Genomic DNA, 22,043 nt, shown 5'->3' with positions numbered 1-22,043 from the left:
GGGAGTCCACGCGGAGCGTAGGCGACCGACGACAACGCCGCGAGCGTGCGTGCCAGACCCCGCCGACCAGACGAGGATGTGAAGACACGACCTAGCTGCCCGCGGCCGTCTCGCGCGCCGCCGCGTCCTTGCCGCGCTGCACGATGCGCTCGAAGGCGAAGTTGGACGCGTCGACCCCGGCCTGCTTGGACGCGGTGTCGGCGCTGGTGGCGCTCGTGCCGTTCTTGGGCCCGGCGATCGTGTAGTAGGCGTAGCGGCCGACCGCGTTGGACGTCGTCCAGCAGGACACGTTGTGGCAGAACGCGGGGACGCCGCCGCCGTTGAGCGGCAGCAGGAAGTGCAGGGTGGCCTTGGCCTTGTCGGCGGGCGCCTTGCCGTCGAAGACCGCGACGCCGACGGTGACCGCCGCGTTGCCCAGCACGTAGGTCGCCCGGATCACCTGCCGGCACTTGTTCTGCGGCAGCGCCGTCGCGAGCCCGTCGGTGGCGGCCGTGGCGCAGCTCGTCGTCTGGGTGCCGGCGGTCCTGGTGTACGTGCGGCCCGCGATCGTCATCAGCTTGCCGGGGAAGAGGGTCTCCGCGCTGATGGGGGCGGTGTCCTTCTTGGCCGTGGAGATGTAGTCCAGCGGGTTCTTCGGCGGCGGCGGGGCGACCGAGGAGAACGACGGCTCCGGCGGCAGGGGCTGCGAGGCGGCCGGGGTGGTCGGGCCCGCCTTCGGCTTGCCGTCGCTCTTGTTCGACGCCACGACGGCGGCCGCGACGATCCCCGCGACGGCCACGGCGGCGAGCGCTCCGCCGCCGATCAGGAACAGCTTGCGGCGCTTGGCCGCCCGCTCGCGCTCCGCGGCGAGCGCTCCCCAGTCGGGGGCGCTGGACGGCGCGGTCTGCGGGAAGCCGCCGGGGCCGGCCGCGGGGCCCTGCGGCTGCTGCGGGAAGGACGGCGGGGCGCCGGCGGCCAGGCCGCTCGCCGGCGGGGCCCAGGCGGGGGCCTGCGCGGCGTCGGGGGAGCCCGGCGCGGGCCGCTGGGGGTGCGGCTGGGCCTGGGCGGGCTGCTGCGGCTGCTGGGCGCCGGCGGGCGGCCGGCCCTGCGCGCCGCGGCCGTACGGGTCCGGCTGCCGCGGGTCCGCGCCGTCGGGTATCCGCGGTGCCTGCGGGGCGGCCGGCGCGGGCGGCCCCGCCTGGTAGGGGAGCGGCCGGGACGGGATGACCCGCCCCTCCAGCACCTCGCGCCGGGGTCCGCCCTCGGACTCGGGCGGAGTGGGCGCCGGCAAGCCCTGGCGCGGGTCGTGGGAAGGCGTCGGCCCATCAGTCATGACGCGCATCATATTCGGCGGACGGGCCGCCGGGACGCCCGATCCGGGCGGCCCCGGAGCCCGGTGCCCGGCCGCCGGAAATCGGTTTGGGCCGGGGCCCCGGCAGGGGCGAGAATCCTGGGTTATGGGACATGTAGAGGCGGCACACCTGGAGTACTACCTTCCGGATGGACGGGTGCTGCTCGGCGACGTCTCGTTCCGGGTGGGTGAAGGCGCCAAGGTCGCTCTGGTCGGGGCGAACGGCGCGGGCAAGACGACACTGCTGCGGCTGATCTCGGGAGAGCTCAAGCCGGACGGCGGCTCGGTGACCATCAGCGGCGGCCTCGGCGTCATGCCGCAGTTCGTGGGCTCGGTCCGGGACGACCGGACGGTGCGGGACCTGCTGGTCTCCGTGTCGCGGGCGCGGATCAGGGCGGCGGCGAAGGCCGTGGACGCGGCCGAGCTGGCGATCATGGCGCAGGACGACGAACCGGCCCAGATGGCGTACGCGCACGCGCTCAGCGACTGGGCGGAGGCGCACGGCTACGAGGCCGAGAACATGTGGGACATGTGCACCCTGTCCGCGCTGGGCGTCCCGTACGAGCGGGCGCAGTGGCGCGAGGTCAAGACGCTCTCCGGCGGCGAGCAGAAGCGCCTGGTGCTGGAGGCGCTGCTGCGCGGCACCGACGAGGTGCTGCTGCTGGACGAGCCGGACAACTATCTGGACGTGCCGGGCAAGCGCTGGCTGGAGGAGCAGCTCGCGCAGACCAAGAAGACCGTGCTGTTCGTCTCCCACGACCGGGAGCTGCTGGCCCGCTCCGCCGAGCGCATCGTCAGCGTGGAGCCGGGTCCCGCGGGTTCGGACGTGTGGGTGCACGGCGGGGGCTTCGGCACGTACCACCAGGCGCGCAAGGACCGCTTCGCGCGGTTCGAGGAGCTGCGGCGCCGGTGGGAGGAAGAACACACCAAGATCAAGCAGATGGTCTTCCGGCTGCGCCAGCAGGCGGCGATCAGTCCGGACATGGCCTCGCGCTACCACGCGGCCCAGACCCGGCTGAAGCGCTTCGAGGACGCGGGGGCCCCGCAGGAGCCGCCGCGCGAGCAGGACATCAAGATGCGGCTGCGCGGCGGCCGGACCGGGGTGCGGGCGGTGACCTGCGAGGGGCTGGAGCTCACGGGGCTGATGAAGCCGTTCGACCTGGAGATCTACTACGGCGAGCGGGTCGCGGTGCTCGGCTCCAACGGGTCGGGTAAATCACACTTCCTGCGGCTGCTCGCCGGCCAGGACGTCCAGCACACCGGCTCCTGGAAGCTCGGCGCCCGGGTGGTGCCCGGCCACTTCGCGCAGACCCACGCGCACCCGGAGCTGGAGGGGCGCTCGCTGGTCGACATCCTGTGGACCGAGAACGCGCACGACCGCGGCCGGGCGATGGGCGTGCTGCGCCGCTACGAGCTGGAGCGCCAGGGCGACCAGAACTTCGGCAGCCTCTCCGGGGGCCAGCAGGCCCGCTTCCAGATCCTGCTGATGGAGCTGGCGGGCACCACTGCGCTGCTGCTGGACGAGCCGACGGACAACCTGGACCTGGAGAGCGCCGAGGCGCTCCAGGAGGGCCTGGAGGCCTACGACGGCACGGTCCTCGCGGTGACGCACGACCGCTGGTTCGCCCGCTCCTTCGACCGCTATCTGGTTTTCGGTTCCGACGGTGTCGTCCGCGAGTCGACGGAGCCGGTCTGGGATGAACGGCGGGTGGAACGCAAGCGGTGACCGGAAGGTCGCGGACGGATGACGACAAGGGCCCTGACCAGGGCATCGGGGCGCGTTTTGACCCGTACGGTCGAAGCCGGGTATTCTGCGAGTTCGTTATGCGTATTGGCTTGCTCGTTCTCACGTGAGAGGCCCTTACGCCGGTCCGCCGGGCCGAACACCAGCGGTAGTACCGGGTTGCGTCCCCGCGTCCTGCCAGGCTGTCGTGATCGTCCGGGTGGCCTTGTCAGGACTCCACTCTCTGAAGAAGCGAAGGCTACGACCGTGCGTACGTTCAGCCCCAAGCCCGGCGATGTAACTCGCCAGTGGCACGTCATCGACGCGCAGGACGTTGTCCTGGGCCGTCTGGCCTCTCAGGCCGCGAACCTTCTCCGGGGCAAGCACAAGCCTGTGTACGCCCCGCACGTTGACACCGGTGACTTCGTCATCATCATCAACGCCGACAAGGTTCACCTGTCCGGCAACAAGAAGTCCCAGAAGATGGCCTACCGCCACTCTGGCTTCCCGGGTGGTCTGCGCTCCGTCCGTTACGACGAGCTGCTCGACAAGAACCCCGAGAAGGCCGTCGAGAAGGCCATCAAGGGCATGATCCCGAAGAACACCCTGGGCCGTCAGATGCTCTCGAAGCTGAAGGTCTACGCGGGCACCGACCACCCGCACGCTGCGCAGCAGCCGGTCCCGTTCGTGATCAGCCAGGTCTCGCAGTAGTCCCGGCCACCAGCTACCAGCAGAAAGCATCTGAGGAGAATCGTGGCTGAGACCACTACCGAGGCCCCCGTCGTCGAGGCTGACGACACCACCGAGACCGTCGAGGCCTTCGGGTCCGAGGAGGCTCCTTCGGAGTACACCTCGGAGTCGGACGCTCCGGAGGAGTACACCTCCGAGTCTCTCGCGGGCCGCTTCGGCGACCCGCAGCCGGCAGCCGGCACCGGCCGCCGCAAGCAGTCCATCGCCCGTGTCCGCATCGTGCCGGGCTCTGGCAAGTGGAAGATCAACGGTCGCACCCTCGAGGGTTACTTCCCGAACAAGGTGCACCAGCAGGAAGTCAACGAGCCGTTCAAGCTCCTCGAGCTCGACAACCGCTACGACGTCATCGCGCGTATCGGTGGCGGCGGCATCTCCGGCCAGGCCGGTGCGCTGCGCCTCGGTGTTGCCCGTGCGCTGAACGAGGCGGACACGGACAACAACCGCGCCGCCCTCAAGAAGGCCGGATTCCTGACGCGTGACGACCGTGCGGTCGAGCGCAAGAAGGCCGGTCTGAAGAAGGCCCGTAAGGCGCCGCAGTTCAGCAAGCGCTAATCACGGCTCGGCGTTCGCCCCGGAGGCACTTCGTGTGCCTCCGGGGCGTTCGCTATTTACCGACCAGGGCGTATACCTGTCAGTAACGCCCATGGCTCCCATACTCGGAGGAATAACAGTGGGACGACTCTTCGGCACGGACGGCGTGCGCGGCGTCGCCAACGCGGACCTCACCGCCGAGCTCGCGCTCGGCCTGTCCGTCGCGGCGGCTCATGTGCTCGCTGAGGCAGGCTCGTTCCGGGGTCATCGGCCGGTGGCCGTGGTCGGGCGCGATCCGCGTGCTTCGGGGGAGTTTCTGGAGGCCGCCATCGTGGCGGGCCTCGCGAGCGCCGGCGTGGACGTCCTGCGGGTCGGTGTGCTGCCCACCCCAGCGGTGGCGTATCTCACCGGCGCGCTGGGTGCCGACCTCGGCGTGATGCTCTCCGCCAGCCACAACGCGATGCCGGACAACGGTGTCAAGTTCCTCGCCCGCGGCGGCCACAAGCTCGACGACGCCCTGGAGGACCGCATCGAGCGGATCTACGAGGAGCACCGCGCGGGCGAGCCCTGGGACCGGCCGACCGGTGCCGGCGTCGGCCGGGTGAAGGACTACACCGAGGGTTTCGACCAGTACGTCGCGCACCTCATCGGCGTGCTGCCGAACCGGCTCGACGGACTGAAGATCGTCCTGGACGAGGCGCACGGCGCCGCCGCCTGGGTGTCGCCCGAGGCGTTCTCCCGGGCCGGTGCCGAGATCGTGACGATCGGCGCCCAGCCCGACGGCCTGAACATCAACGACGGCTGCGGCTCCACGCACCTGGAGCTGCTCAAGGACGCCGTCGTCGAGCACGGCGCGGACTTCGGCATCGCCCATGACGGTGACGCGGACCGCTGCCTGGCCATCGACGGCGACGGCAACGAGGTCGACGGCGACCAGATCCTGGCCGTGCTCGCCCTGGACCTGCGCGAGCGGGGCGGGCTGCGGGAGAACACCGTGGTCGGCACCGTGATGTCGAACCTCGGCTTCAAGCAGGCGATGGAGCGCGAGGGCATCAACCTCGTGGAGACCGCGGTCGGCGACCGCTACGTCCTGGAGTCGATGAAGGAGCACGGCTACGCGCTCGGCGGCGAGCAGTCCGGCCACGTCATCGTCCTGGACCACGCCACCACCGGTGACGGCACGCTGACCGGCCTGCTGCTGGCCGCCCGGGTCGCCTCCACCGGCCGCACGCTGGCCGACCTGGCCGGCGTCATGCAGCGCCTCCCGCAGGTGCTGGTGAACGTGCCGGACGTCGACAAGAGCCGCGTCGACACCGCGCCCGAGCTGGCGGCCGCTGTCGCCGAGGCCGAACGCGAACTGGGCACCACCGGACGGGTGCTGCTGCGCTCCTCCGGCACCGAGCCGCTGGTCCGCGTCATGGTCGAGGCCGCCGACATCGACCAGGCGCGCTCCGTCGCGGGCCGGCTGGCCGACGTCGTGAAGTCCGTCCTGGGCTAGCCGCCGCTGTGCACAGGGGAGAGCGCGCCACCCGGACCGGGCGGCGCGCTCTCCGGCGTCCGGGGTCCGTTCAGAGCTTGCGCAGCGACAGCCGCTGCACCTTGTGCTGCGGGCCCTTGCGCAGCACCAGCGTGGCCCGGCTGCGCGTCGGCAGCACGTTCTGCTGCAGGTTGGGCCGGTTGACGGTCCGCCACATCAGCTGGGCGTACTCCAGCGCCTCCGCCTCCGAGACCTGCGTGTACTTGCGGAAGTACGAGAACGGGTTCTGGAACGCGGTCTCCCGCAGCTTGCGGAACCGGCCGAGGTACCACTGCTCGATGTCCTCGGTCCGGGCGTCGACGTACACGCTGAAGTCGAAGAAGTCGGCGAGGCCGACGCGGGTGCGGCCGTCCTTGCCGGGCAGCGCCGGCTGCAGCACGTTCAGGCCCTCGACGATGAGGATGTCGGGCCGGCGCACCGTCAGGAGCTCGCCGGGGACGATGTCGTAGATCAGGTGCGAGTAGACGGGCGCGGTCACCTCGTCCTTGCCCGCCTTCACGTCGGCCACGAACCGGGTCAGCGCCCGCCGGTCGTACGACTCGGGGAAGCCCTTGCGCGACATCAGGTCGCGGCGGTGCAGCTCGGCGTTGGGCAGCAGGAACCCGTCGGTGGTCACCAGCTCCACCCGCGGGTGCTCGGGCCAGCGGGCCAGCAGCGCGCGCAGGATGCGGGCGGTGGTCGACTTCCCGACCGCGACGCTGCCCGCCACGCCGATGACGAACGGGGTGCCCGGCTGCTCGCCGTGCCCGTTGCCCGCGTCGCCGAGGAAGGTGTTGAGGGCGCCCCGCAGGCCGCTGTGGGCGGCCACGTACAAGTTGAGCAGCCGGGACAGCGGCAGGTAGACGTCGACCACCTCCTCCAGGTCGATGACGTCGCCCAGGCCCCGCAGCCGCTCCACCTCGTCGGCGGTCAGCGGCAGGGGCGTCCGCTCCCGCAGCGCGCTCCACTCCGCGCGGCTGAGGTCCACGTACGGGCTGATCTCGGCGCGTCGGCGCTGCTGCTGATCGGTGGTCGGCACACGCCCCATTGTGCTGCCGTGCCGCGCCCCGCTCACCTCGGGGGGCACCGGGGCTCGTGCGGCGGCCTCCGGAGGGCCTCTGGGACGGCGGGGCGATGCGGCCATAGGGTGAGTCGCATGTGCGGAATCGTGGGGTATGTGGGCGGCCGGTCCGCTCTCGATGTCGTGGTCGCCGGGCTGCGGCGGCTGGAGTACCGGGGCTATGACTCGGCGGGTACCGCCGTGCTGGCCGACGGCGGTCTGGCCGCGGCCAAGAAGGCCGGCAAGCTCGCCAACCTGGAGGCGCTGCTGGAGCAGCAGCCGCTGCCGGCCGGCGGAACGGGGATCGGACACACCCGGTGGGCGACCCACGGCGGCCCCACCGATGTGAACGCCCACCCGCACCTGGACAACGCGGGGCGGGTCGCGGTGGTGCACAACGGCATCATCGAGAACTTCGCCGCGCTGCGGGCGGAGCTGGCCGAGCGGGGCCACGCGCTGGAGTCCGAGACCGACACCGAGGTCGTGGCGCACCTGCTCGCCGAGCACTTCTCCTCGTCGGCGGACCTCGCGGAGGCGATGCGGCAGGTGTGCCGGCAGCTGGACGGGGCGTTCACGCTGGTCGCGGTGCACGCGGACGAGCCGGACGTGGTGGTCGGGGCGCGCCGCAACTCGCCGCTGGTGGTCGGCGTGGGCGAGGGCGAGAACTTCCTGGCGTCGGACGTCGCGGCGTTCATCGAGTACACCCGCGAGGCGATCGAGCTGGGCCAGGACCAGGTCGTCGAGCTGCGCCGGGAGAGCGTGAGCGTCACCGACTTCGAGGGCAAGCCGGCCGAGGTGCGGCCGTACCACGTGGACTGGGACGTCTCCGCCGCCGAGAAGGGCGGCTACGACTACTTCATGCTCAAGGAGATCGCCGAGCAGCCGAAGGCGGTCGCCGACACGCTGCTGGGCCGGATCGGCACGGACGGCCGGCTGACGCTGGACGAGCTGCGGATGCCCGACCGGACGCTGCGCGAGGTCGACAAGGTCGTGATCGTGGCGTGCGGGACGGCGTTCCACGCGGGGATGATCGCCAAGTACGCGATCGAGCACTGGACGCGGCTGCCCTGCGAGGTGGAGCTGGCGAGCGAGTTCCGGTACCGGGACCCGATCCTGGACCACCGCACGCTCGTCGTCGCGATCAGCCAGTCGGGCGAGACGATGGACACCCTGATGGCGCTGCGGCACGCCCGCGAGCAGGGCGCGAAGGTGCTCGCCATCTGCAACACCAACGGCTCGACGATCCCGCGCGAGTCCGACGCCGTGCTGTACACGCACGCCGGGCCGGAGGTCGCCGTCGCCTCGACGAAGGCGTTCCTGACGCAGGTCGTCGCCTGCTACCTGGTCGCGCTGTACCTGGGGCAGGTGCGCGGCACCAAGTGGGGCGACGAGATCACCGGGGTGATCCGCGAGCTGTCGGAGATCGCCACCCAGGTCGGGGAGGTGCTGCGGACGATGGAGCCGGTGCGGGAGCTCGCGCGCTCGCTGAAGGACAAGAAGACGGTGCTGTTCCTTGGCCGGCACGTCGGCTACCCGGTGGCGCTGGAGGGCGCGCTGAAGCTCAAGGAGCTGGCGTACATGCACGCCGAGGGGTTCGCGGCGGGCGAGCTCAAGCACGGGCCGATCGCGCTCATCGAGGAGGACCTGCCGGTGGTCGTGGTGGTCCCGTCGCCGCGCGGGCGGTCGGTGCTGCACGACAAGATCGTCTCCAACATCCAGGAGATCCGGGCCCGCGGCGCCCGCACCATCGTCATCGCCGAGGAGGGCGACGAGGCGGTCGTCCCGTACGCCGACCACATCATCCGCATCCCGCGCACCCCGGTGCTGCTGCAGCCGCTGGTGGCGACCGTGCCGCTGCAGGTCTTCGCCTGCGAGCTGGCCACCGCCCGGGGCAACGAGGTCGACCAGCCGCGCAACCTCGCCAAGTCGGTGACCGTCGAATGATCATCGGAGTCGGCATCGACGTCGCCGAGATCGCGCGCTTCGCCGCGTCGCTGGAGCGCACGCCCGGCCTCGCCGACCGGCTCTTCACCGAGAACGAGCGGCTGCTGCCCGGCGGCGAGCCCCGCGGCACGGCGTCGCTCGCGGCGCGCTTCGCCGCCAAGGAGGCGCTGGCGAAGGCGCTGGGCGCCCCGGCGGGTCTGGTGTGGCTGGACGCCGAGGTGACGACGGAGGAGACGGGTCAGCCGCGGCTCACGGTGACGGGTTCGGTGGCCCGGCGGGCGGCCGAGCTGGGGGTGCGCGGGTGGCACGTCTCGCTCAGCCATGACGCGGGGATCGCGTCGGCGGTGGTGATCGCGGAGGGGTAGGGGTACCGCACCGGGGCACGCGGCTCCCCGGGGCACGCGACTCCCCGGGGCACGCGACTCCGGGCGAGAACGTGACGCGGGGCAGTGAGGCAGCGGAACAGCGATGCGGCGATCAGCGGGGCGGCGACTCGGCGGCCCGGCGGTCCAGCCAGGAGAGGACGACGTATGCGGCACGCACACACCGTCGGGACCGTACGGGCGGCGGAGCGCGCGCTCATGGCGCGGCTGCCGGAGGGCGCGCTGATGCAGCGCGCCGCCGCCGGGCTGGCGGCGGCCTGCACCGGGCTGCTCGGCCGGGTCTACGGCGCCCGCGTCGTCCTGCTCGTCGGCAGCGGCGACAACGGCGGCGACGCGCTGTACGCGGGCGCCCGGCTCGCCCGGCGCGGCGCCGCGGTCACCGCCGTGCTGCTGGCGCCGGAGCGCGCGCACGGCGGCGGGCTGGGCGCCCTGCGGGCGGCGGGCGGGCGCACGGTGGCCGCCGACGCGGGGGTCGCGGTGATCGGCCGCGCCGACCTCGTCCTGGACGGGATCGTCGGCATCGGCGGGAAGGGCGGGCTGCGGCCGGAGGCCGTGCCGCTGGCGCGGGCCGCGCGGGAGTCCCGCGCCACCGTCGTCGCCGTGGACCTGCCGAGCGGGGTCGACGCCGACACCGGCGAGGTCGCGGGCCCGGTCGTGCACGCCGACGTCACCGTCACCTTCGGCACCTACAAGCCGGGCCTGCTGATCGACCCGGCGGCCGGCCACGCGGGCGCTCCGCGCCTGATCGACATCGGCCTCGGCCCCGACCTGCCGGCCCCGGACCTCGAAGCGCTGCAGTTCGCGGACGTCGCCGCGCTGCTGCCGGTGCCGGCCGCCGAGAGCGACAAGTACCGGCGCGGGGTCGTCGGCGTCGTCGCCGGGTCCGCCCGCTACCCGGGCGCGGCCGTCCTCGCCGTGGCGGGGGCGCTGCGCGGCGGCGCGGGCGCCGTGCGGTACGTCGGGCACGGGGCGGAGGCCGTGCTCGCCCGCTTCCCGGAGGCGCTCGTCACGGCGGGCCCGCCGTCCCAGGCGGGCCGGGTCCAGGCGTGGGTGGTCGGTCCTGGCCTCGGCGACGGCACGGAGGCGCGGCGGGCGGTGGACGACGTCCTCGCGTCCGACGTGCCGGTGCTCGTCGACGCGGACGGGCTGCGGCTGCTCTCCCGCGAGCAGGTGCGGGCGCGCTCCGCCGCCACCGTCCTCACCCCGCACGCGGGGGAGGCGGCGGCGCTGCTGGAGTGCTCCCGCGAAGAGGTCGAGGCGGCCCGGCTCGCGTCCGTGCGGGAGCTGGCGGAGCGGTACCGCGCCACGGTGCTCCTGAAGGGCTCGACGACGCTGGTGGCCGCCCCGGACCGGTCCGTGCCGGTGCGGGTCAACCCGACCGGCACGTCCTGGCTCGCCACCGCGGGCAGCGGCGACGTCCTGTCCGGCCTCACCGGCTCCCTGCTGGCCGCGGGGCTCGCCCCCCGGGACGCCGCCTCGGTCGGCGCCCACCTGCACGGCCTGTCCGCCCGGCTGGCCTCCGGCGCCGCCACGAGCGCGGGCGCCCCCATCGCCGCCGAGGACATCGCGTCGACCCTGCCGGCGGCGTGGCGCCAGGTGACGGGCGGCTGAGCCCCGTACGCCCGCGCCACCCGCGCGGGGCCGGGCCCCGGCCTGAGACACTGGGGGCGATGGACAACGACGTGATGCGTGCCCGGGCGGAGATCGATCTGACCGCGCTTCGGGCGAATGTGAGGGCGCTGCGGGGCCGCGCCCCCGGGGCCGGGTTGATGGCCGTGGTCAAGGCGGACGCCTACGGGCACGGCGCGGTGCCGTGCGCGCGGGCGGCGCTGGAGGCCGGGGCGACCTGGCTCGGCACCGCCACGCCCGAGGAGGCGCTGGCGCTGCGCGCCGCCGGCCTGGGCGGGCGGCTGCTGTGCTGGCTGTGGACGCCCGGCGGTCCGTTCCGGGCCGCGATCGAGGCCGACATCGACGTGACGGTCAGCGCGATGTGGGCGCTGCGCGAGGTGTGCGCGGCGGCCGGGGCCGCCGGCCGCCCGGCCCGGGTGCAGCTGAAGGCCGACACCGGCCTGGGCCGCAACGGCTGCCAGCCGGCCGACTGGCCGGAGCTGACCGCCGCCGCGCGGGCGGCCGAGACCGACGGGCTGATCAAGGTCACCGGCGTCTGGTCGCACTTCGCGTGCGCCGACGAGCCCGGCCACCCGTCGATCGCGGACGAGCTGGCGGCGTTCCGCACCGCCCTGGCGGTCGCGGAGGCCGCGGGCCTCGACCCCGAGGTGCGCCACCTGGCGAACTCGCCCGGCACCCTCACCCTCCCCGAGTCGCACTTCGACCTGGTGCGCACCGGCGTGGCCATGTACGGGATCTCGCCGGTGCCGCAGCTCGGCGGCCCCGCCGACTTCGGGCTGCGGCCGGTGATGACGCTGACCGCGCGGCTGGCGTCGGTCAAGCAGGTGCCGGGCGGCCACGGGGTCAGCTACGGCCACCAGTACGTCACCCCGGGCGACACGACGCTGGCGCTCGTCCCGCTGGGGTACGCCGACGGCGTCCCGCGGCACGCGTCCAACGCCGGGCCCGTCCTCGTCGCCGGGAAGTGGCGGACGGTCGCGGGCCGCATCGCGATGGACCAGTTCGTCGTCGACCTCGGGGGCGACGCCGCCCGGCCGGGCGACGAGGCAGTACTGTTCGGGCCGGGTGACCGGGGCGAGCCGACCGCGGAGGACTGGGCGCGGGCCGCGGACACCATCGCCTACGAGATCGTCACGCGGATCGGTACCCGGGTGCCGCGCGTCCTTGTCGACAACGGGAGACGCGTACCAGGGGAGTAGCGGGAACACGATGACCATGGACAGCGGAGCGAAGTGGGAACGGGCCGGCAAGAGCGCCGGCCTCGTCGGCGCGGCGATCGGCGTCGTGGCGGCGGGCGCCGCCGCCGGGGTGGCGCTGGAGCGGCTCACCGTCGGCCGGGGCATCCGCCGCAAGGCGCGCCTCGCGCTGGACGCGGCCGGGCCGTACGGGACGCTGCGCGGCGAGCCGGGCACCGTGGCCGCCGAGGACGGCACCGAGCTGTACTACGAGGTCGAGGACGTCGTGGAGCCGCCCGCCACGGCCCAGCGGCGCGGCTGGTCGGGGATCTTCAAGCGGACCGGCGGGGCCGAGGCGCAGCCGCTCACCGTCGTGTTCTGCCACGGCTACTGCCTGAACCAGGACGCCTGGCACTTCCAGCGCGCGGCGCTGCGCGGCAGCGTCCGCGCCGTCTACTGGGACCAGCGCAGCCACGGCCGCTCCGAGCGCGGCCGCGACCAGGTCGCGGGCGAGCCCGCCACGATCGACCAGCTCGGCCGCGACCTCAAGGCGGTGCTGGACGCCGCCGCGCCCAGCGGCCCGCTGGTGCTCGTCGGGCACTCCATGGGCGGCATGACGATCATGGCGCTGGCCGACCAGTTCCCCGACCTGGTGACGCGGCGGGTGGCGGGCGTCGCCTTCGTCGGCACCTCCGCGGGCAAGCTGGCGGCCATGACGATGGGTCTGCCGGCCGCCGGGGCACGGGCGTTCCGCGTGCTGGCGCCGAGCGTGCTGCGCATCCTCGGCACCCAGGTGGACCTGGTGGAACGCGGCCGGCGCGCCACCGCGGACCTCTTCGCGGGCATCGTGAAGCGGTACTCGTTCGCCTCGGACGTCGACGCGTCCGTCGCCCGGTTCGCCGAGCGGCTGATCGAGGGGACGCCGATCGACGTCGTCGCCGAGTTCTACCCGGCGTTCATCCAGCACGAGAAGGCGGCCGCGCTGGCCGTGCTGGACGGCAAGCCGGCGCTCGTCCTGGCCGGTGACAAGGACCTGCTCACACCGAGCGACCACAGCGCCGACATCGCCGAGCGGCTGCCCGCCGCGGAACTGGTGATCGTCGAGCACGCCGGCCACCTGGTGATGCTGGAACACCCGGAACTGGTCAACGCCCACCTGGCCGCCCTGCTGGGCCGCGCCGCGGACGCCGTCCAGGCCCCGCTGCCGCCCGCGGTGCGGGAATTGGGCCTCCCGGAGGTACGGGCGGCGGTACAGGAGGCGTAGCCGCGACCGGCCGAAGGCCGGACCCTGCTCCGCCACGCCGCGTAACATTCGCGGACATGGAACCGCTGCACGGTCAGCACACCGCTGACGACTCCGTATCCGTCCGCCTCACCGTCCGGACCCCCGACCGCATGCAGGAGCTGGGCCGGGCGCTGGCCGCCCTGCTGCTCCCCGGGGACCTGGTGCTCCTCAGCGGTGAACTGGGCGCGGGCAAGACGACGCTGACCCGCGGGCTGGGGGAGGGCCTGGGGGTGCGGGGGGCGGTGACGTCGCCGACCTTCGTGATCGCCCGGGTGCACCCGTCGCTCAGCGGCGGGCCCGCCCTGGTGCACGTGGACGCGTACCGGCTGGCCGGCGGCCTCGACGAGATGGAGGACCTGGACCTCGACGTCTCGCTGCCGGAGTCGGTGGTGGTCGTGGAGTGGGGCGAGGGGAAGGTCGAGGAGCTGTCCGAGGCCCGGCTGCAGGTCGTCATCTCGCGGACGCTGGGCGACGCCTACGACACGGCCGTTGCCGGACCCGACACCGATTCCGCCGATCCCGACGCCGATTCCGACGCCTATGACGACGCCGATTCCGAGGCCGACGACGTGCGGGAAGTGACGGTCACCGGCATCGGCCCGCGCTGGGTCAACCAGGACCTCTCACCGCTGGGGGCGTAGCCCGGCGGCACGGCGTTCCGACAACGTGTCGGGAAGATGTTGCGCGCGGGTGGCCCGGCGTGGTCGCATGGGAGTGCAGATGTTGGTCGAGGCTGCCTACATTCCCTCAGGAGGCACGCATGCCGGCTCATGGCCCTTCGGGCGCACCGAAGCCCGCCGCAGTCCCCGCGGTCCCGGCTGCCCCAGCGACCCCGGGGGTTCCCGCCATCCCGGCACTGCCGTCGATGAGCGAACTGCTGGCGGCGGGCGCGGCGGCGACGGCCGTCTCCACCCCGCCGGACGAGAAGGACGGCGAACGCCGGACCGCCGCGTAGCGGCCGCTCCCCGTTCACTCGTCCGGAGGAATCCGCGCCCGGGGCGCCCGTGACCGCGCGGTTCGGCGGAGGCGCTCAGCGGACGACGACGACCTTCGTCTCGTACACCGCGAGCTTCCACAGCGCGTCACCGTCGGCGGGCGCCTCCCGGATGCCGCCGGTCTTCTTCTCCGGGTCCGGGGTGGGCATCGAGCCGTCGACCGCCGCGCTGAAACCGATGACGGTGGCACCGACGGTCGCGAACCGCACGACGTGCTCGATCTTGACCCCGTCGCCGCCGGTGCCGCGCGAGGTGCGCGAGGTGACCTTGTAGCGGCCGGGCGCGGGATCGACGGTGCCGGGCGTGACGACGAACGTGCGCAGTACCTTCCCCGCGTCGTCCACCAGCCAGACCCGGTTCTCCTTCAGCCCGTAGACCACGCGCTTGCCGCTGCCGGAGTCGGCGGGCAGCGTCGGCACCTTCGCGACCGGCGGCACCTTGGCCGGGGGCGCGGTGGAGGCCGAGTTCGAGGGGAGGGCCGTCACGGGACGGTCGGCCGCGGAACCGGAGGCCTGGACGGCCAGCACGGCGATGACGGCGAGCGCGGCAGCGGTGAGGCCGGTCACGAGGGTCCCCGACCCGATCCTTGGCACGGTTGGTTCGCTCCTCCGGAAGGGTTTGCGGGCTGTGGTCGACGGTAGCAGCCGGGGCCCGCGGGACCACCGCGCGGCGGGCCCCGGGGGCCCGGTGTCACGGCCCCGGCGTACGGCCGCCACGCCCGGCCCGGCGGTGCGGGCGGGGCCGTAGGGTGGCACCGTGCTTCTGCTTGCTTTTGACACCGCCACCCCCGCCGTGACCGCCGCGCTCCACGACGGCGGGCGGGTGCTCGCCGAGTCGACGGTCGTCGACGCCCGGCGGCACGGAGAACTGCTCATGCCGGCCGTCGACCGGGTGCTGACCGAGGCCGGTGCGGCGATCGGCGACGTGACCGGCATCGTCGTCGGGACCGGACCCGGGCCGTACACGGGCCTGCGGGTCGGCCTGGTGACCGCCGCCGCCTTCGGCGACGCGCTCGGCGTGCCGGTGCACGGCATCTGCACCCTCGACGGGATCGCCTACGCGGCCGGCCTCGCCGGCGTCGAGGGGCCGTTCGTGGTGGTCACCGACGCCCGCCGCAAAGAGGTCTACTGGGCCCGCTACGCCGGTCCGCGCGAGCGCGTGACCGAGCCGGCCGTCGACCGTCCCGCCGACCTGGAGCGGACGGTCGCGGGGCTGCCCGCCGTCGGCGCCGGTGCCGCCCTGTACCCGGAGGTCTTCACGGACGTCCGGGCCCCGGAGCACCAGTCCGCCGCCGCGCTGGCCGCCCTCGGCGCCGTACGGCTCGCGGAGGGTGCCGAGTTCGCGCCCGCGCTGCCGCTGTACCTGCGGCGGCCCGACGCCCAGGTGCCGGCCGGCTACAAGGCGGTCCTGCCCAAGTGACGGTGACACTGCGCGCGATGCGCTGGTGGGACCTGGACGCGGTGATGGAGCTGGAGCTGGAGCTCTTCCCCGAGGACGCCTGGTCGCGCGGCATGTTCTGGTCCGAGCTGGCCGACGCGCGGCACCCGCTGGCGAGCCGGCACTACATCGTGGCCGAGGAGGCCGCCGAGGGAGCCGGGGGAGCCGGGGGCACCGTCGGGGGCCGGCTGGTCGGGTACGCGGGACTCGCCGCGATCGCCGGGACCGGCGACGTGCAGACCATCGCCGCCGCCCGCGACCACTGGGGCTCCGGCCTCGGCGCCCGCCTCCTCGCCGACCTGATGCAGCAGGCCACCGCCTTCGAGTGCCACGAGGTGCTGCTCGAGGTCCGGGTCGACAACCTCCGTGCCCAACGGCTCTACGAGCGCTTCGGCTTCGAGCCGATCGGCTTCCGCAAGGGCTACTACCAACCGGGCAACGTCGACGCCCTCGTGATGCGCATGACCGACCCCTCCTCCGTACAAGGAACCGCAACTGATGGCTGACGAGCCGCTTGTCCTCGGTATCGAGACCTCCTGCGACGAGACCGGTGTCGGGATCGTCCGCGGGCACACCCTGCTCGCCGACGCGGTGGCGTCCAGCGTGGACGACCACGCGCGCTACGGCGGCGTGGTGCCCGAGATCGCCAGCCGCGCCCACCTGGAGGCGATGGTCCCCACGATCCAGCGTGCCCTGAAGGAGGCGGGGGTCGCGGCGAGCGACCTCGACGGCATCGCCGTCACCGCCGGCCCCGGGCTCGCGGGCGCGCTGCTGGTCGGGGTGAGCGCCGCCAAGGCGTACGCCTACGCGCTCGGCAAGCCGCTCTACGGGGTCAACCACCTCGCCTCGCACATCTGCGTGGACCAGCTGGAGCACGGCGCGCTGCCCGAGCCGACGATGGCGCTGCTGGTCTCCGGCGGCCACTCGTCGCTGCTGCTCGCGCCCGACATCACCAGCGACGTGCGGCCGCTGGGCTCGACCATCGACGACGCGGCGGGCGAGGCGTTCGACAAGGTCGCCCGGGTGCTCGGGCTCGGCTTCCCCGGCGGCCCGGCCGTCGACCGGCAGGCCCGCGACGGCGACCCGAAGGCGATCAGGTTCCCGCGCGGGCTGACCGGCCCGCGCGACGCGCCGTACGACTTCTCCTTCTCCGGGTTGAAGACGGCCGTCGCCCGCTGGGTGGAGGCGCGCCGCCGGGAGGGCATGGACGTGCCCGTGGCGGACGTGGCCGCGTCGTTCCAGGAGGCGGTGGTGGACGTGCTGACCCGCAAGGCGCTGCGCGCCTGCAAGGAGAACGGCGTCGACCACCTGATGATCGGCGGCGGTGTCGCGGCCAACTCGCGGCTGCGCTCGCTGGCGCTGGAGCGCTGCGAGGACGCGGGCATCGTGCTGCGGGTGCCCCGGCGGGAGCTGTGCACGGACAACGGCGCCATGGTCGCGGCGCTCGGCGCGGAGATGGTGGCGCGGAACCGGCCGGCGTCGACCTGGGACCTGCCGGCCGACTCCTCGCTGCCGGTCACCGAGGTCTCCGTCCCGGGCCACACGCACGACCACGCCGCCGCGCACGACCACGACCATGTGCACGAGCTGAGCAAGGACAACCTGTACTGATGACCGTCGCCCTGATGTGGGAGGCGCGGGCGGCCGAGGGGCGCGGCGCCGAGCTGCTGGAATGGGTCCGCGCCCAGGAGCTGGACCCGGCCCCGCTGCGTCGCGAGCACTTCTCCGCGCCCGGTGAGCGGGTGCTCGTCATCACCTGGTGGGACGCGCCCTACGAGGCCGAGCTGCCCGAGCTGGCGGAACCCCCGGCTGCTTTTCTGCATCGTTCAGTACACAGATGGCGGTTTGAACGAACAGCTTAGGGTTTCCACATGCGCATAAAAGCGGCAGGACTGATCGTTTCCGGTCTCCTGCTCGTCACCGGATGCTCGTCGGGCGCGCCCTCGCCGAAGGCCGCGCCGACCGCCTCCGGAACGGGTCCCGCCGCAGCCCCGTCCCAGGACGGGAGCACGGCGCCCGGCGCCGACGCGGACACGGCCGCCGCGTTCGCCAAGTGGAAGATCGAGCCGATGGCGCCGGTCCCGGCCCCGCCGAAGGTGAAGCCGGTCAGGACCGGCGCCGGGGTGCCGCCCGTGGTCAGTGACATCCCCACCAAGGAGAAGATCGTCTTCGTCACCTTCGACGACGGCGCGGAGAAGGACCCGAAGTTCGTCACCATGATGGGCGAACTGAAGGTCCCCTTCACGATGTTCCTGACCGACGACATCATCCGGAACGACTACGGGTACTTCAAGCCGCTCCAGAAGCTCGGCAACCCGATACAGAACCACACGCTGACGCACCCGAACCTGCGGACCGAGCCGGAGTCCGCCCAGCGCCACGAGATCTGCGCCCAGCAGACGAAGCTGAAGGCCGAGTACGGCACCACGCCCCGCCTCTTCCGGCCGCCCTACGGCAACCTCAACGAGGCCACCAAGGCCGCCGCGAAGTCCTGCGGGGTCCAGGCGATCGTCCTGTGGCGCGAGTCCATGCAGATCAAGGGCATGCAGTACCAGCGCGGCGACAAGAAGCTGCACCCCGGCGACATCATCCTGGCCCACTTCCGCGGCCCGTCGGAGCTCAAGGGCACCTCCATGACCACGATGACCGCCAACATGCTGCGCGAGATATCCGCGCAGGGCTTCACCGTGGCCCGGCTGGAGGACTACGTCTGAGCCGGCGCCCCCACAGGCGGCCCCTGCACGGGCGGCCCCTGCACCGGCCGGCCCAGCAGCATCGACGGCGCGCCCGCCACGCGGGTCAGGAAGACCGTCACGGAGTGCGGGCCCTCCAGTTTGAGCCGCTTGCGCAGCTCCTCCGGCTCGATCGCGGAGCCGCGCTTCTTGATGACGGCGACGCCGACCCCGCGCTGCCGCAGCAGCGCCTTGAGCTTCTTGAGGCCGAACGGCAGCACGTCGGTGATCTCGTACGCCGTCGCGAACGGCGTCGGGCGCAGCTCGTCGGCGGTGACGTACGCGATCGTCTCGTCGATCAGCCGGCCGCCGACCCGCTCCGCGACCTCCGCGACCAGGTGGGCGCGGATCACCGCGCCGTCGGGCTCGTAGAGGTACCGGCCGACCGGGCCGACGCTCGGGTCGGGCAGCGGGGCGCCGGTCCACAGGGCCGTGCCGCCGGGCAGCAGGGTGGCGCCCACCGAGCCGGGGTCCTTGCCGAACCACAGCACGGCCTCCTTCACGTCCCCGCGGTACGAGATCCACTCCGCGGCGGCGTCGTCGGGGACGGCATCGTGCGGGATGCCCGGCGCGACCTTCAGGGCGGCGACCGGCACCTGGCGGGCGGCCCCGATCGCCCAGGAGAGCGTCGGCGAGTACGCCTCGGGATCGAAGATCCGCCCTCCCGTCGCCCGACCACCGCCCCTCGCCGACCCTCCCCCGGACTCCGTCCGGGGGTACCCCCGTCGCGGGGCCCCGCCCGTTCGGCCGCCGCGCCTCGCCGGGTCGACGAAGACGGCGTCGTAACCGCCGGTGTCGACCTCCGCGACGTCGGCGCAGCGCACCTCGATCAGTTCGGCGAGCCCCAGCGACCGCGCGTTGGCCTCGGCGACCGCGCAGGTCAGCGGGTCCCGGTCGACCGCCAGCACCTCCACGCCGGCCCGCGCGAGCGCGATGGCGTCGCCGCCGATCCCGCAGCACAGGTCGGCCAGCCGCCGCACGCCCAGCGCCGTGAAGCGCTCCGCCCGGTAGGCCGCGACCTCCGTGCGGGTGGCCTGTTCCACCCCGTCGGGGGTGAAGTACATCCGGTAGGCGTCCGCCCCGAACTTCGCCTCCCCGCGCTGCCGCAGCCGGGCCTGGCCGAGGACGGCGGAGACCAGTTCCGACGGGTGGTCCCGCCGCAGCCGGGTCGCCTCCGCCAGCTCGCGGGCGGGGTCGTAGTCGCGCAGCGACCCCAGCAGGGCCTGGCCTGCGGGGGTCAGCAGTGAGGAGAAAGCGTCGAGATCCACGCTCTGATTGTCCCCCGGCAGGGGGGCTGCCGGGCACCGCGCGGCGGCGCTCCGTTGGCACTCCGCTTGACCGAGTGCTAAAGCCGTCCTAGTCTCAGTTCTGGCACTCAGCACTGCCGAGTGCCAGCACAACAGCGACGGGCAGGTCCGGCACCCGCGACGACGGGCCTACCAGGTCGCCACCCAGACAGACACTCCCGTTAGCCCTTTGAAGGGGGAGGTCGGAACGTGACGACCGCCAGCAGCAAGGTTGCCATCAAGCCGCTCGAGGACCGCATCGTGGTCCAGGCGCTCGAGGCTGAGCAGACCACGGCCTCCGGCCTGGTCATCCCGGACACCGCCAAGGAGAAGCCCCAGGAGGGCGTCGTCCTGGCCGTGGGCCCGGGCCGCTTCGAGGACGGTAACCGTCTTCCGCTCGACGTTTCCGTCGGCGACGTCGTGCTCTACAGCAAGTACGGCGGCACCGAGGTGAAGTACAACGGCGAGGAGTACCTCGTCCTCTCGGCCCGCGACGTTCTCGCGGTCATCGAGAAGTAGGTCTGCTTCACCACTAAGCAGCAGCCGTGACCTTCCCCCGGGTGATCCGTGTCTACTGACCCGGCGCCCGGGGTTTGGTCTTTGACGAGGAAAAGACGAGGTAGGACGTAGTGCCGAAGATCCTGAAGTTTGACGAGGACGCCCGTCGCGCCCTTGAGCGTGGCGTCAACAAGCTTGCCGACACCGTGAAGGTGACGATCGGTCCCAAGGGCCGCAACGTCGTCATCGACAAGAAGTTCGGCGCGCCGACCATCACCAACGACGGTGTCACCATCGCGCGTGAGGTCGAGCTCGACGACCCGTACGAGAACCTGGGCGCCCAGCTCGTGAAGGAGGTGGCGACCAAGACCAACGACATCGCGGGTGACGGCACCACCACCGCCACCGTGCTGGCCCAGGCACTGGTCCGCGAGGGCCTGCGCAACGTCGCCGCCGGCGCTTCCCCCGCCTCCCTGAAGAAGGGCATCGACGCCGCGGTCAAGGCTGTCTCCGAGGAGCTGCTGAAGACCGCCCGCGCGATCGAGGGCAAGGAGGACATCGCGGCCGTCGCCGGTCTGTCCGCCCAGGACAAGCAGGTCGGCGAGCTCATCGCCGAGGCGATGGACAAGGTCGGCAAGGACGGTGTCATCACCGTCGAGGAGTCCAACACCTTCGGCCTGGAGCTGGACTTCACCGAGGGCATGGCCTTCGACAAGGGCTACCTGTCGCCCTACTTCGTCAGCGACCAGGAGCGTATGGAGGCCGTCCTCGACGACCCGTACATCCTGATCCACCAGGGCAAGATCTCCTCGATCCAGGACCTGCTGCCGCTGCTGGAGAAGGTCATCCAGGCCGGCGCGTCCAAGCCGCTGCTGATCATCGCCGAGGACGTCGAGGGCGAGGCGCTCTCCACCCTCGTCGTCAACAAGATCCGCGGCACCTTCAACGCCGTCGCGGTGAAGGCCCCGGGCTTCGGCGACCGCCGCAAGGCCATGCTCGGCGACATCGCGACCCTCACGGGTGCGACCGTCATCGCCGAGGAGGTCGGCCTCAAGCTCGACCAGGCCGGTCTGGACCTGCTGGGCACCGCCCGCCGCGTGACCATCTCCAAGGACGACACCACCATCGTCGACGGTGCCGGTGACAAGACCGAGATCGACGGCCGTGTCGCCCAGATCAAGGCCGAGATCGCCTCGACCGACTCGGACTGGGACCGCGAGAAGCTCCAGGAGCGCCTGGCGAAGCTCGCCGGCGGCGTCTGCGTCATCAAGGTCGGCGCGGCCACCGAGGTGGAGCTCAAGGAGAAGAAGCACCGTCTCGAGGACGCCATCTCGGCGACCCGCGCCGCGGTCGAGGAGGGCATCGTCTCCGGCGGTGGCTCCGCTCTCGTCCACGCCGTCAAGGTCCTCGAGGGCAACCTCGGCCTGACCGGCGACGAGGCCACGGGTGTCGCGGTCGTGCGCCGCGCCGCTGTCGAGCCGCTGCGCTGGATCGCGGAGAACGCGGGCCTCGAGGGCTACGTCATCACCTCCAAGGTCGCGGAGCTGGAGGCCGGTCACGGCTTCAACGCCGCCACCGGCGAGTACGGCGACCTCGTGAAGTCCGGCGTCATCGACCCGGTCAAGGTCACCCGCTCCGCGCTGGAGAACGCCGCTTCCATCGCGGCCCTGCTGCTCACGACCGAGACCCTGGTCGTCGAGAAGCCGGCCGAGGAAGAGGCGGACGCCGGTCACGGCGGCCACGGCCACTCGCACTGACACCACCACGTG

At 72.9% G+C, this 22,043-nt stretch carries 21 protein-coding genes; 17 read left to right on the top strand and 4 right to left on the bottom strand.

What is annotated here, in order from left to right; all coding sequences use genetic code 11:
* Positions 1–91: 91 nt before the first annotated feature.
* Positions 92–1,312 (bottom strand): hypothetical protein, encoded by a 1,221-nt coding sequence (locus tag ABZ721_RS16750; protein WP_358789349.1) that lies wholly within the window; start codon positions 1,310–1,312, stop codon positions 92–94.
* A gap of 124 nt (positions 1,313–1,436) precedes the next feature.
* Here ABZ721_RS16750 and ABZ721_RS16745 point away from each other — a divergent pair, with 124 nt between their 5' ends.
* The 4 genes from ABZ721_RS16745 to glmM all read left to right on the top strand — a co-directional run bounded on the left by ABZ721_RS16745 (position 1,437) and on the right by glmM (position 5,832).
* On the top strand, positions 1,437–3,056 hold the full coding sequence (locus tag ABZ721_RS16745) for an ATP-binding cassette domain-containing protein (RefSeq protein WP_358789348.1): 1,620 nt from the start codon (positions 1,437–1,439) through the stop codon (positions 3,054–3,056).
* A 264-nt stretch (positions 3,057–3,320) separates the two neighbouring features.
* Positions 3,321–3,764, top strand: coding sequence for a 50S ribosomal protein L13 (rplM, locus tag ABZ721_RS16740; RefSeq protein ID WP_269276287.1), 444 nt, complete (start codon positions 3,321–3,323; stop codon positions 3,762–3,764).
* A 42-nt stretch (positions 3,765–3,806) separates the two neighbouring features.
* Positions 3,807–4,355, top strand: coding sequence for a 30S ribosomal protein S9 (gene rpsI, locus ABZ721_RS16735; protein WP_277439641.1), 549 nt, complete (start codon positions 3,807–3,809; stop codon positions 4,353–4,355).
* Positions 4,356–4,473: 118 nt separating this feature from the next.
* Positions 4,474–5,832, top strand: a complete 1,359-nt coding sequence (gene glmM / locus ABZ721_RS16730) for a phosphoglucosamine mutase (RefSeq protein WP_358789347.1) — start codon at positions 4,474–4,476, stop codon at positions 5,830–5,832.
* Positions 5,833–5,902: 70 nt separating this feature from the next.
* Here glmM and coaA read toward each other — a convergent pair whose 3' ends face one another.
* Complete coding sequence (gene coaA / locus ABZ721_RS16725) at positions 5,903–6,898, bottom strand: type I pantothenate kinase (RefSeq protein WP_358789346.1); 996 nt, start codon at positions 6,896–6,898, stop codon at positions 5,903–5,905.
* 108 nt (positions 6,899–7,006) lie between these two features.
* Between coaA and glmS the strand changes: the two genes are divergently transcribed.
* The 6 genes from glmS to tsaE all read left to right on the top strand — a co-directional run bounded on the left by glmS (position 7,007) and on the right by tsaE (position 13,967).
* Positions 7,007–8,854 (top strand): glutamine--fructose-6-phosphate transaminase (isomerizing), encoded by a 1,848-nt coding sequence (gene glmS / locus ABZ721_RS16720; RefSeq protein WP_358789345.1) that lies wholly within the window; start codon positions 7,007–7,009, stop codon positions 8,852–8,854.
* Positions 8,851–9,219: a holo-ACP synthase gene (locus ABZ721_RS16715; RefSeq protein WP_358789344.1), complete on the top strand. Its 369-nt coding sequence runs from the start codon at positions 8,851–8,853 to the stop codon at positions 9,217–9,219. Before glmS ends, ABZ721_RS16715 begins: the two co-directional genes overlap by 4 nt.
* Before the next feature lie 165 nt (positions 9,220–9,384).
* Positions 9,385–10,848: an NAD(P)H-hydrate dehydratase gene (locus tag ABZ721_RS16710; protein WP_358789343.1), complete on the top strand. Its 1,464-nt coding sequence runs from the start codon at positions 9,385–9,387 to the stop codon at positions 10,846–10,848.
* A gap of 59 nt (positions 10,849–10,907) precedes the next feature.
* Positions 10,908–12,065, top strand: a complete 1,158-nt coding sequence (gene alr, locus ABZ721_RS16705) for an alanine racemase (protein ID WP_358789342.1) — start codon at positions 10,908–10,910, stop codon at positions 12,063–12,065.
* Positions 12,066–12,075: 10 nt separating this feature from the next.
* The gene (locus ABZ721_RS16700; protein WP_358789341.1) at positions 12,076–13,305 is read left to right on the top strand and encodes an alpha/beta hydrolase; all 1,230 of its coding nucleotides are present in this window, start codon (positions 12,076–12,078) and stop codon (positions 13,303–13,305) included.
* 56 nt (positions 13,306–13,361) lie between these two features.
* Positions 13,362–13,967, top strand: coding sequence for a tRNA (adenosine(37)-N6)-threonylcarbamoyltransferase complex ATPase subunit type 1 TsaE (gene tsaE / locus ABZ721_RS16695; protein WP_358789340.1), 606 nt, complete (start codon positions 13,362–13,364; stop codon positions 13,965–13,967).
* 389 nt (positions 13,968–14,356) lie between these two features.
* On the opposite strand, the gene ABZ721_RS16690 is transcribed toward tsaE, so the two are convergent.
* Positions 14,357–14,914, bottom strand: a complete 558-nt coding sequence (locus tag ABZ721_RS16690) for a hypothetical protein (RefSeq protein ID WP_358789339.1) — start codon at positions 14,912–14,914, stop codon at positions 14,357–14,359.
* A gap of 163 nt (positions 14,915–15,077) precedes the next feature.
* Between ABZ721_RS16690 and tsaB the strand changes: the two genes are divergently transcribed.
* The 5 genes from tsaB to ABZ721_RS16665 are packed head-to-tail and all read left to right on the top strand — an operon-like array spanning position 15,078 to position 18,472.
* Positions 15,078–15,740: a tRNA (adenosine(37)-N6)-threonylcarbamoyltransferase complex dimerization subunit type 1 TsaB gene (gene tsaB, locus ABZ721_RS16685; RefSeq protein ID WP_358789338.1), complete on the top strand. Its 663-nt coding sequence runs from the start codon at positions 15,078–15,080 to the stop codon at positions 15,738–15,740.
* A complete protein-coding gene (gene rimI, locus ABZ721_RS16680; protein ID WP_358789337.1) occupies positions 15,737–16,264 on the top strand; it encodes a ribosomal protein S18-alanine N-acetyltransferase in 528 nt (175 codons plus the stop codon). The genes tsaB and rimI overlap by 4 nt, the downstream gene beginning before the upstream one ends.
* On the top strand, positions 16,257–17,369 hold the full coding sequence (tsaD, locus tag ABZ721_RS16675; protein ID WP_358789336.1) for a tRNA (adenosine(37)-N6)-threonylcarbamoyltransferase complex transferase subunit TsaD: 1,113 nt from the start codon (positions 16,257–16,259) through the stop codon (positions 17,367–17,369). Before rimI ends, tsaD begins: the two co-directional genes overlap by 8 nt.
* Positions 17,369–17,620 carry a hypothetical protein gene (locus ABZ721_RS16670; protein WP_358789335.1) on the top strand — a complete coding sequence of 84 codons (252 nt, stop codon included), beginning with the start codon at positions 17,369–17,371 and terminating at the stop codon, positions 17,618–17,620. Before tsaD ends, ABZ721_RS16670 begins: the two co-directional genes overlap by 1 nt.
* A gap of 9 nt (positions 17,621–17,629) precedes the next feature.
* Positions 17,630–18,472 (top strand): polysaccharide deacetylase family protein, encoded by an 843-nt coding sequence (locus ABZ721_RS16665; RefSeq protein ID WP_358789334.1) that lies wholly within the window; start codon positions 17,630–17,632, stop codon positions 18,470–18,472.
* On the opposite strand, the gene ABZ721_RS16660 is transcribed toward ABZ721_RS16665, so the two are convergent.
* A complete protein-coding gene (locus ABZ721_RS16660) occupies positions 18,463–19,758 on the bottom strand; it encodes a methyltransferase domain-containing protein (protein ID WP_358789333.1) in 1,296 nt (431 codons plus the stop codon). The two genes, ABZ721_RS16665 and ABZ721_RS16660, sit on opposite strands and share 10 nt — an antisense overlap.
* A 228-nt stretch (positions 19,759–19,986) precedes the next feature.
* Between ABZ721_RS16660 and groES the strand changes: the two genes are divergently transcribed.
* Positions 19,987–20,295 carry a co-chaperone GroES gene (gene groES / locus ABZ721_RS16655; protein WP_138352939.1) on the top strand — a complete coding sequence of 103 codons (309 nt, stop codon included), beginning with the start codon at positions 19,987–19,989 and terminating at the stop codon, positions 20,293–20,295.
* A 110-nt stretch (positions 20,296–20,405) separates the two neighbouring features.
* Positions 20,406–22,031 carry a chaperonin GroEL gene (gene groL / locus ABZ721_RS16650; RefSeq protein ID WP_358789332.1) on the top strand — a complete coding sequence of 542 codons (1,626 nt, stop codon included), beginning with the start codon at positions 20,406–20,408 and terminating at the stop codon, positions 22,029–22,031.
* Positions 22,032–22,043: the final 12 nt, after the last annotated feature.

Source organism: Streptomyces sp. NPDC006733, assembly GCF_040636125.1.
GTDB lineage: Bacteria > Actinomycetota > Actinomycetes > Streptomycetales > Streptomycetaceae > Actinacidiphila.
The sequence above is the reverse complement of the archived record's forward strand: the minus strand, read 5'-3'. Positions and strand labels throughout refer to the sequence as shown.

Bases quoted from the DNA above. Each gene is read 5' to 3' on its own strand.
- ABZ721_RS16750 (WP_358789349.1), bottom strand. From the start codon at position 1,312: ATGACTGATGGGCCGACGCCTTCCCACGACCCGCGCCAGGGCTTGCCG.
- ABZ721_RS16745 (WP_358789348.1), top strand. From the start codon at position 1,437: ATGGGACATGTAGAGGCGGCACACCTGGAGTACTACCTTCCGGATGGA.
- coaA (WP_358789346.1), bottom strand. From the start codon at position 6,898: ATGGGGCGTGTGCCGACCACCGATCAGCAGCAGCGCCGACGCGCCGAG.
- glmS (WP_358789345.1), top strand. From the start codon at position 7,007: ATGTGCGGAATCGTGGGGTATGTGGGCGGCCGGTCCGCTCTCGATGTC.
- ABZ721_RS16715 (WP_358789344.1), top strand. From the start codon at position 8,851: ATGATCATCGGAGTCGGCATCGACGTCGCCGAGATCGCGCGCTTCGCC.
- ABZ721_RS16710 (WP_358789343.1), top strand. From the start codon at position 9,385: ATGCGGCACGCACACACCGTCGGGACCGTACGGGCGGCGGAGCGCGCG.
- alr (WP_358789342.1), top strand. From the start codon at position 10,908: ATGGACAACGACGTGATGCGTGCCCGGGCGGAGATCGATCTGACCGCG.
- ABZ721_RS16700 (WP_358789341.1), top strand. From the start codon at position 12,076: ATGACCATGGACAGCGGAGCGAAGTGGGAACGGGCCGGCAAGAGCGCC.
- tsaE (WP_358789340.1), top strand. From the start codon at position 13,362: ATGGAACCGCTGCACGGTCAGCACACCGCTGACGACTCCGTATCCGTC.
- tsaD (WP_358789336.1), top strand. From the start codon at position 16,257: ATGGCTGACGAGCCGCTTGTCCTCGGTATCGAGACCTCCTGCGACGAG.
- ABZ721_RS16670 (WP_358789335.1), top strand. From the start codon at position 17,369: ATGACCGTCGCCCTGATGTGGGAGGCGCGGGCGGCCGAGGGGCGCGGC.
- ABZ721_RS16665 (WP_358789334.1), top strand. From the start codon at position 17,630: ATGCGCATAAAAGCGGCAGGACTGATCGTTTCCGGTCTCCTGCTCGTC.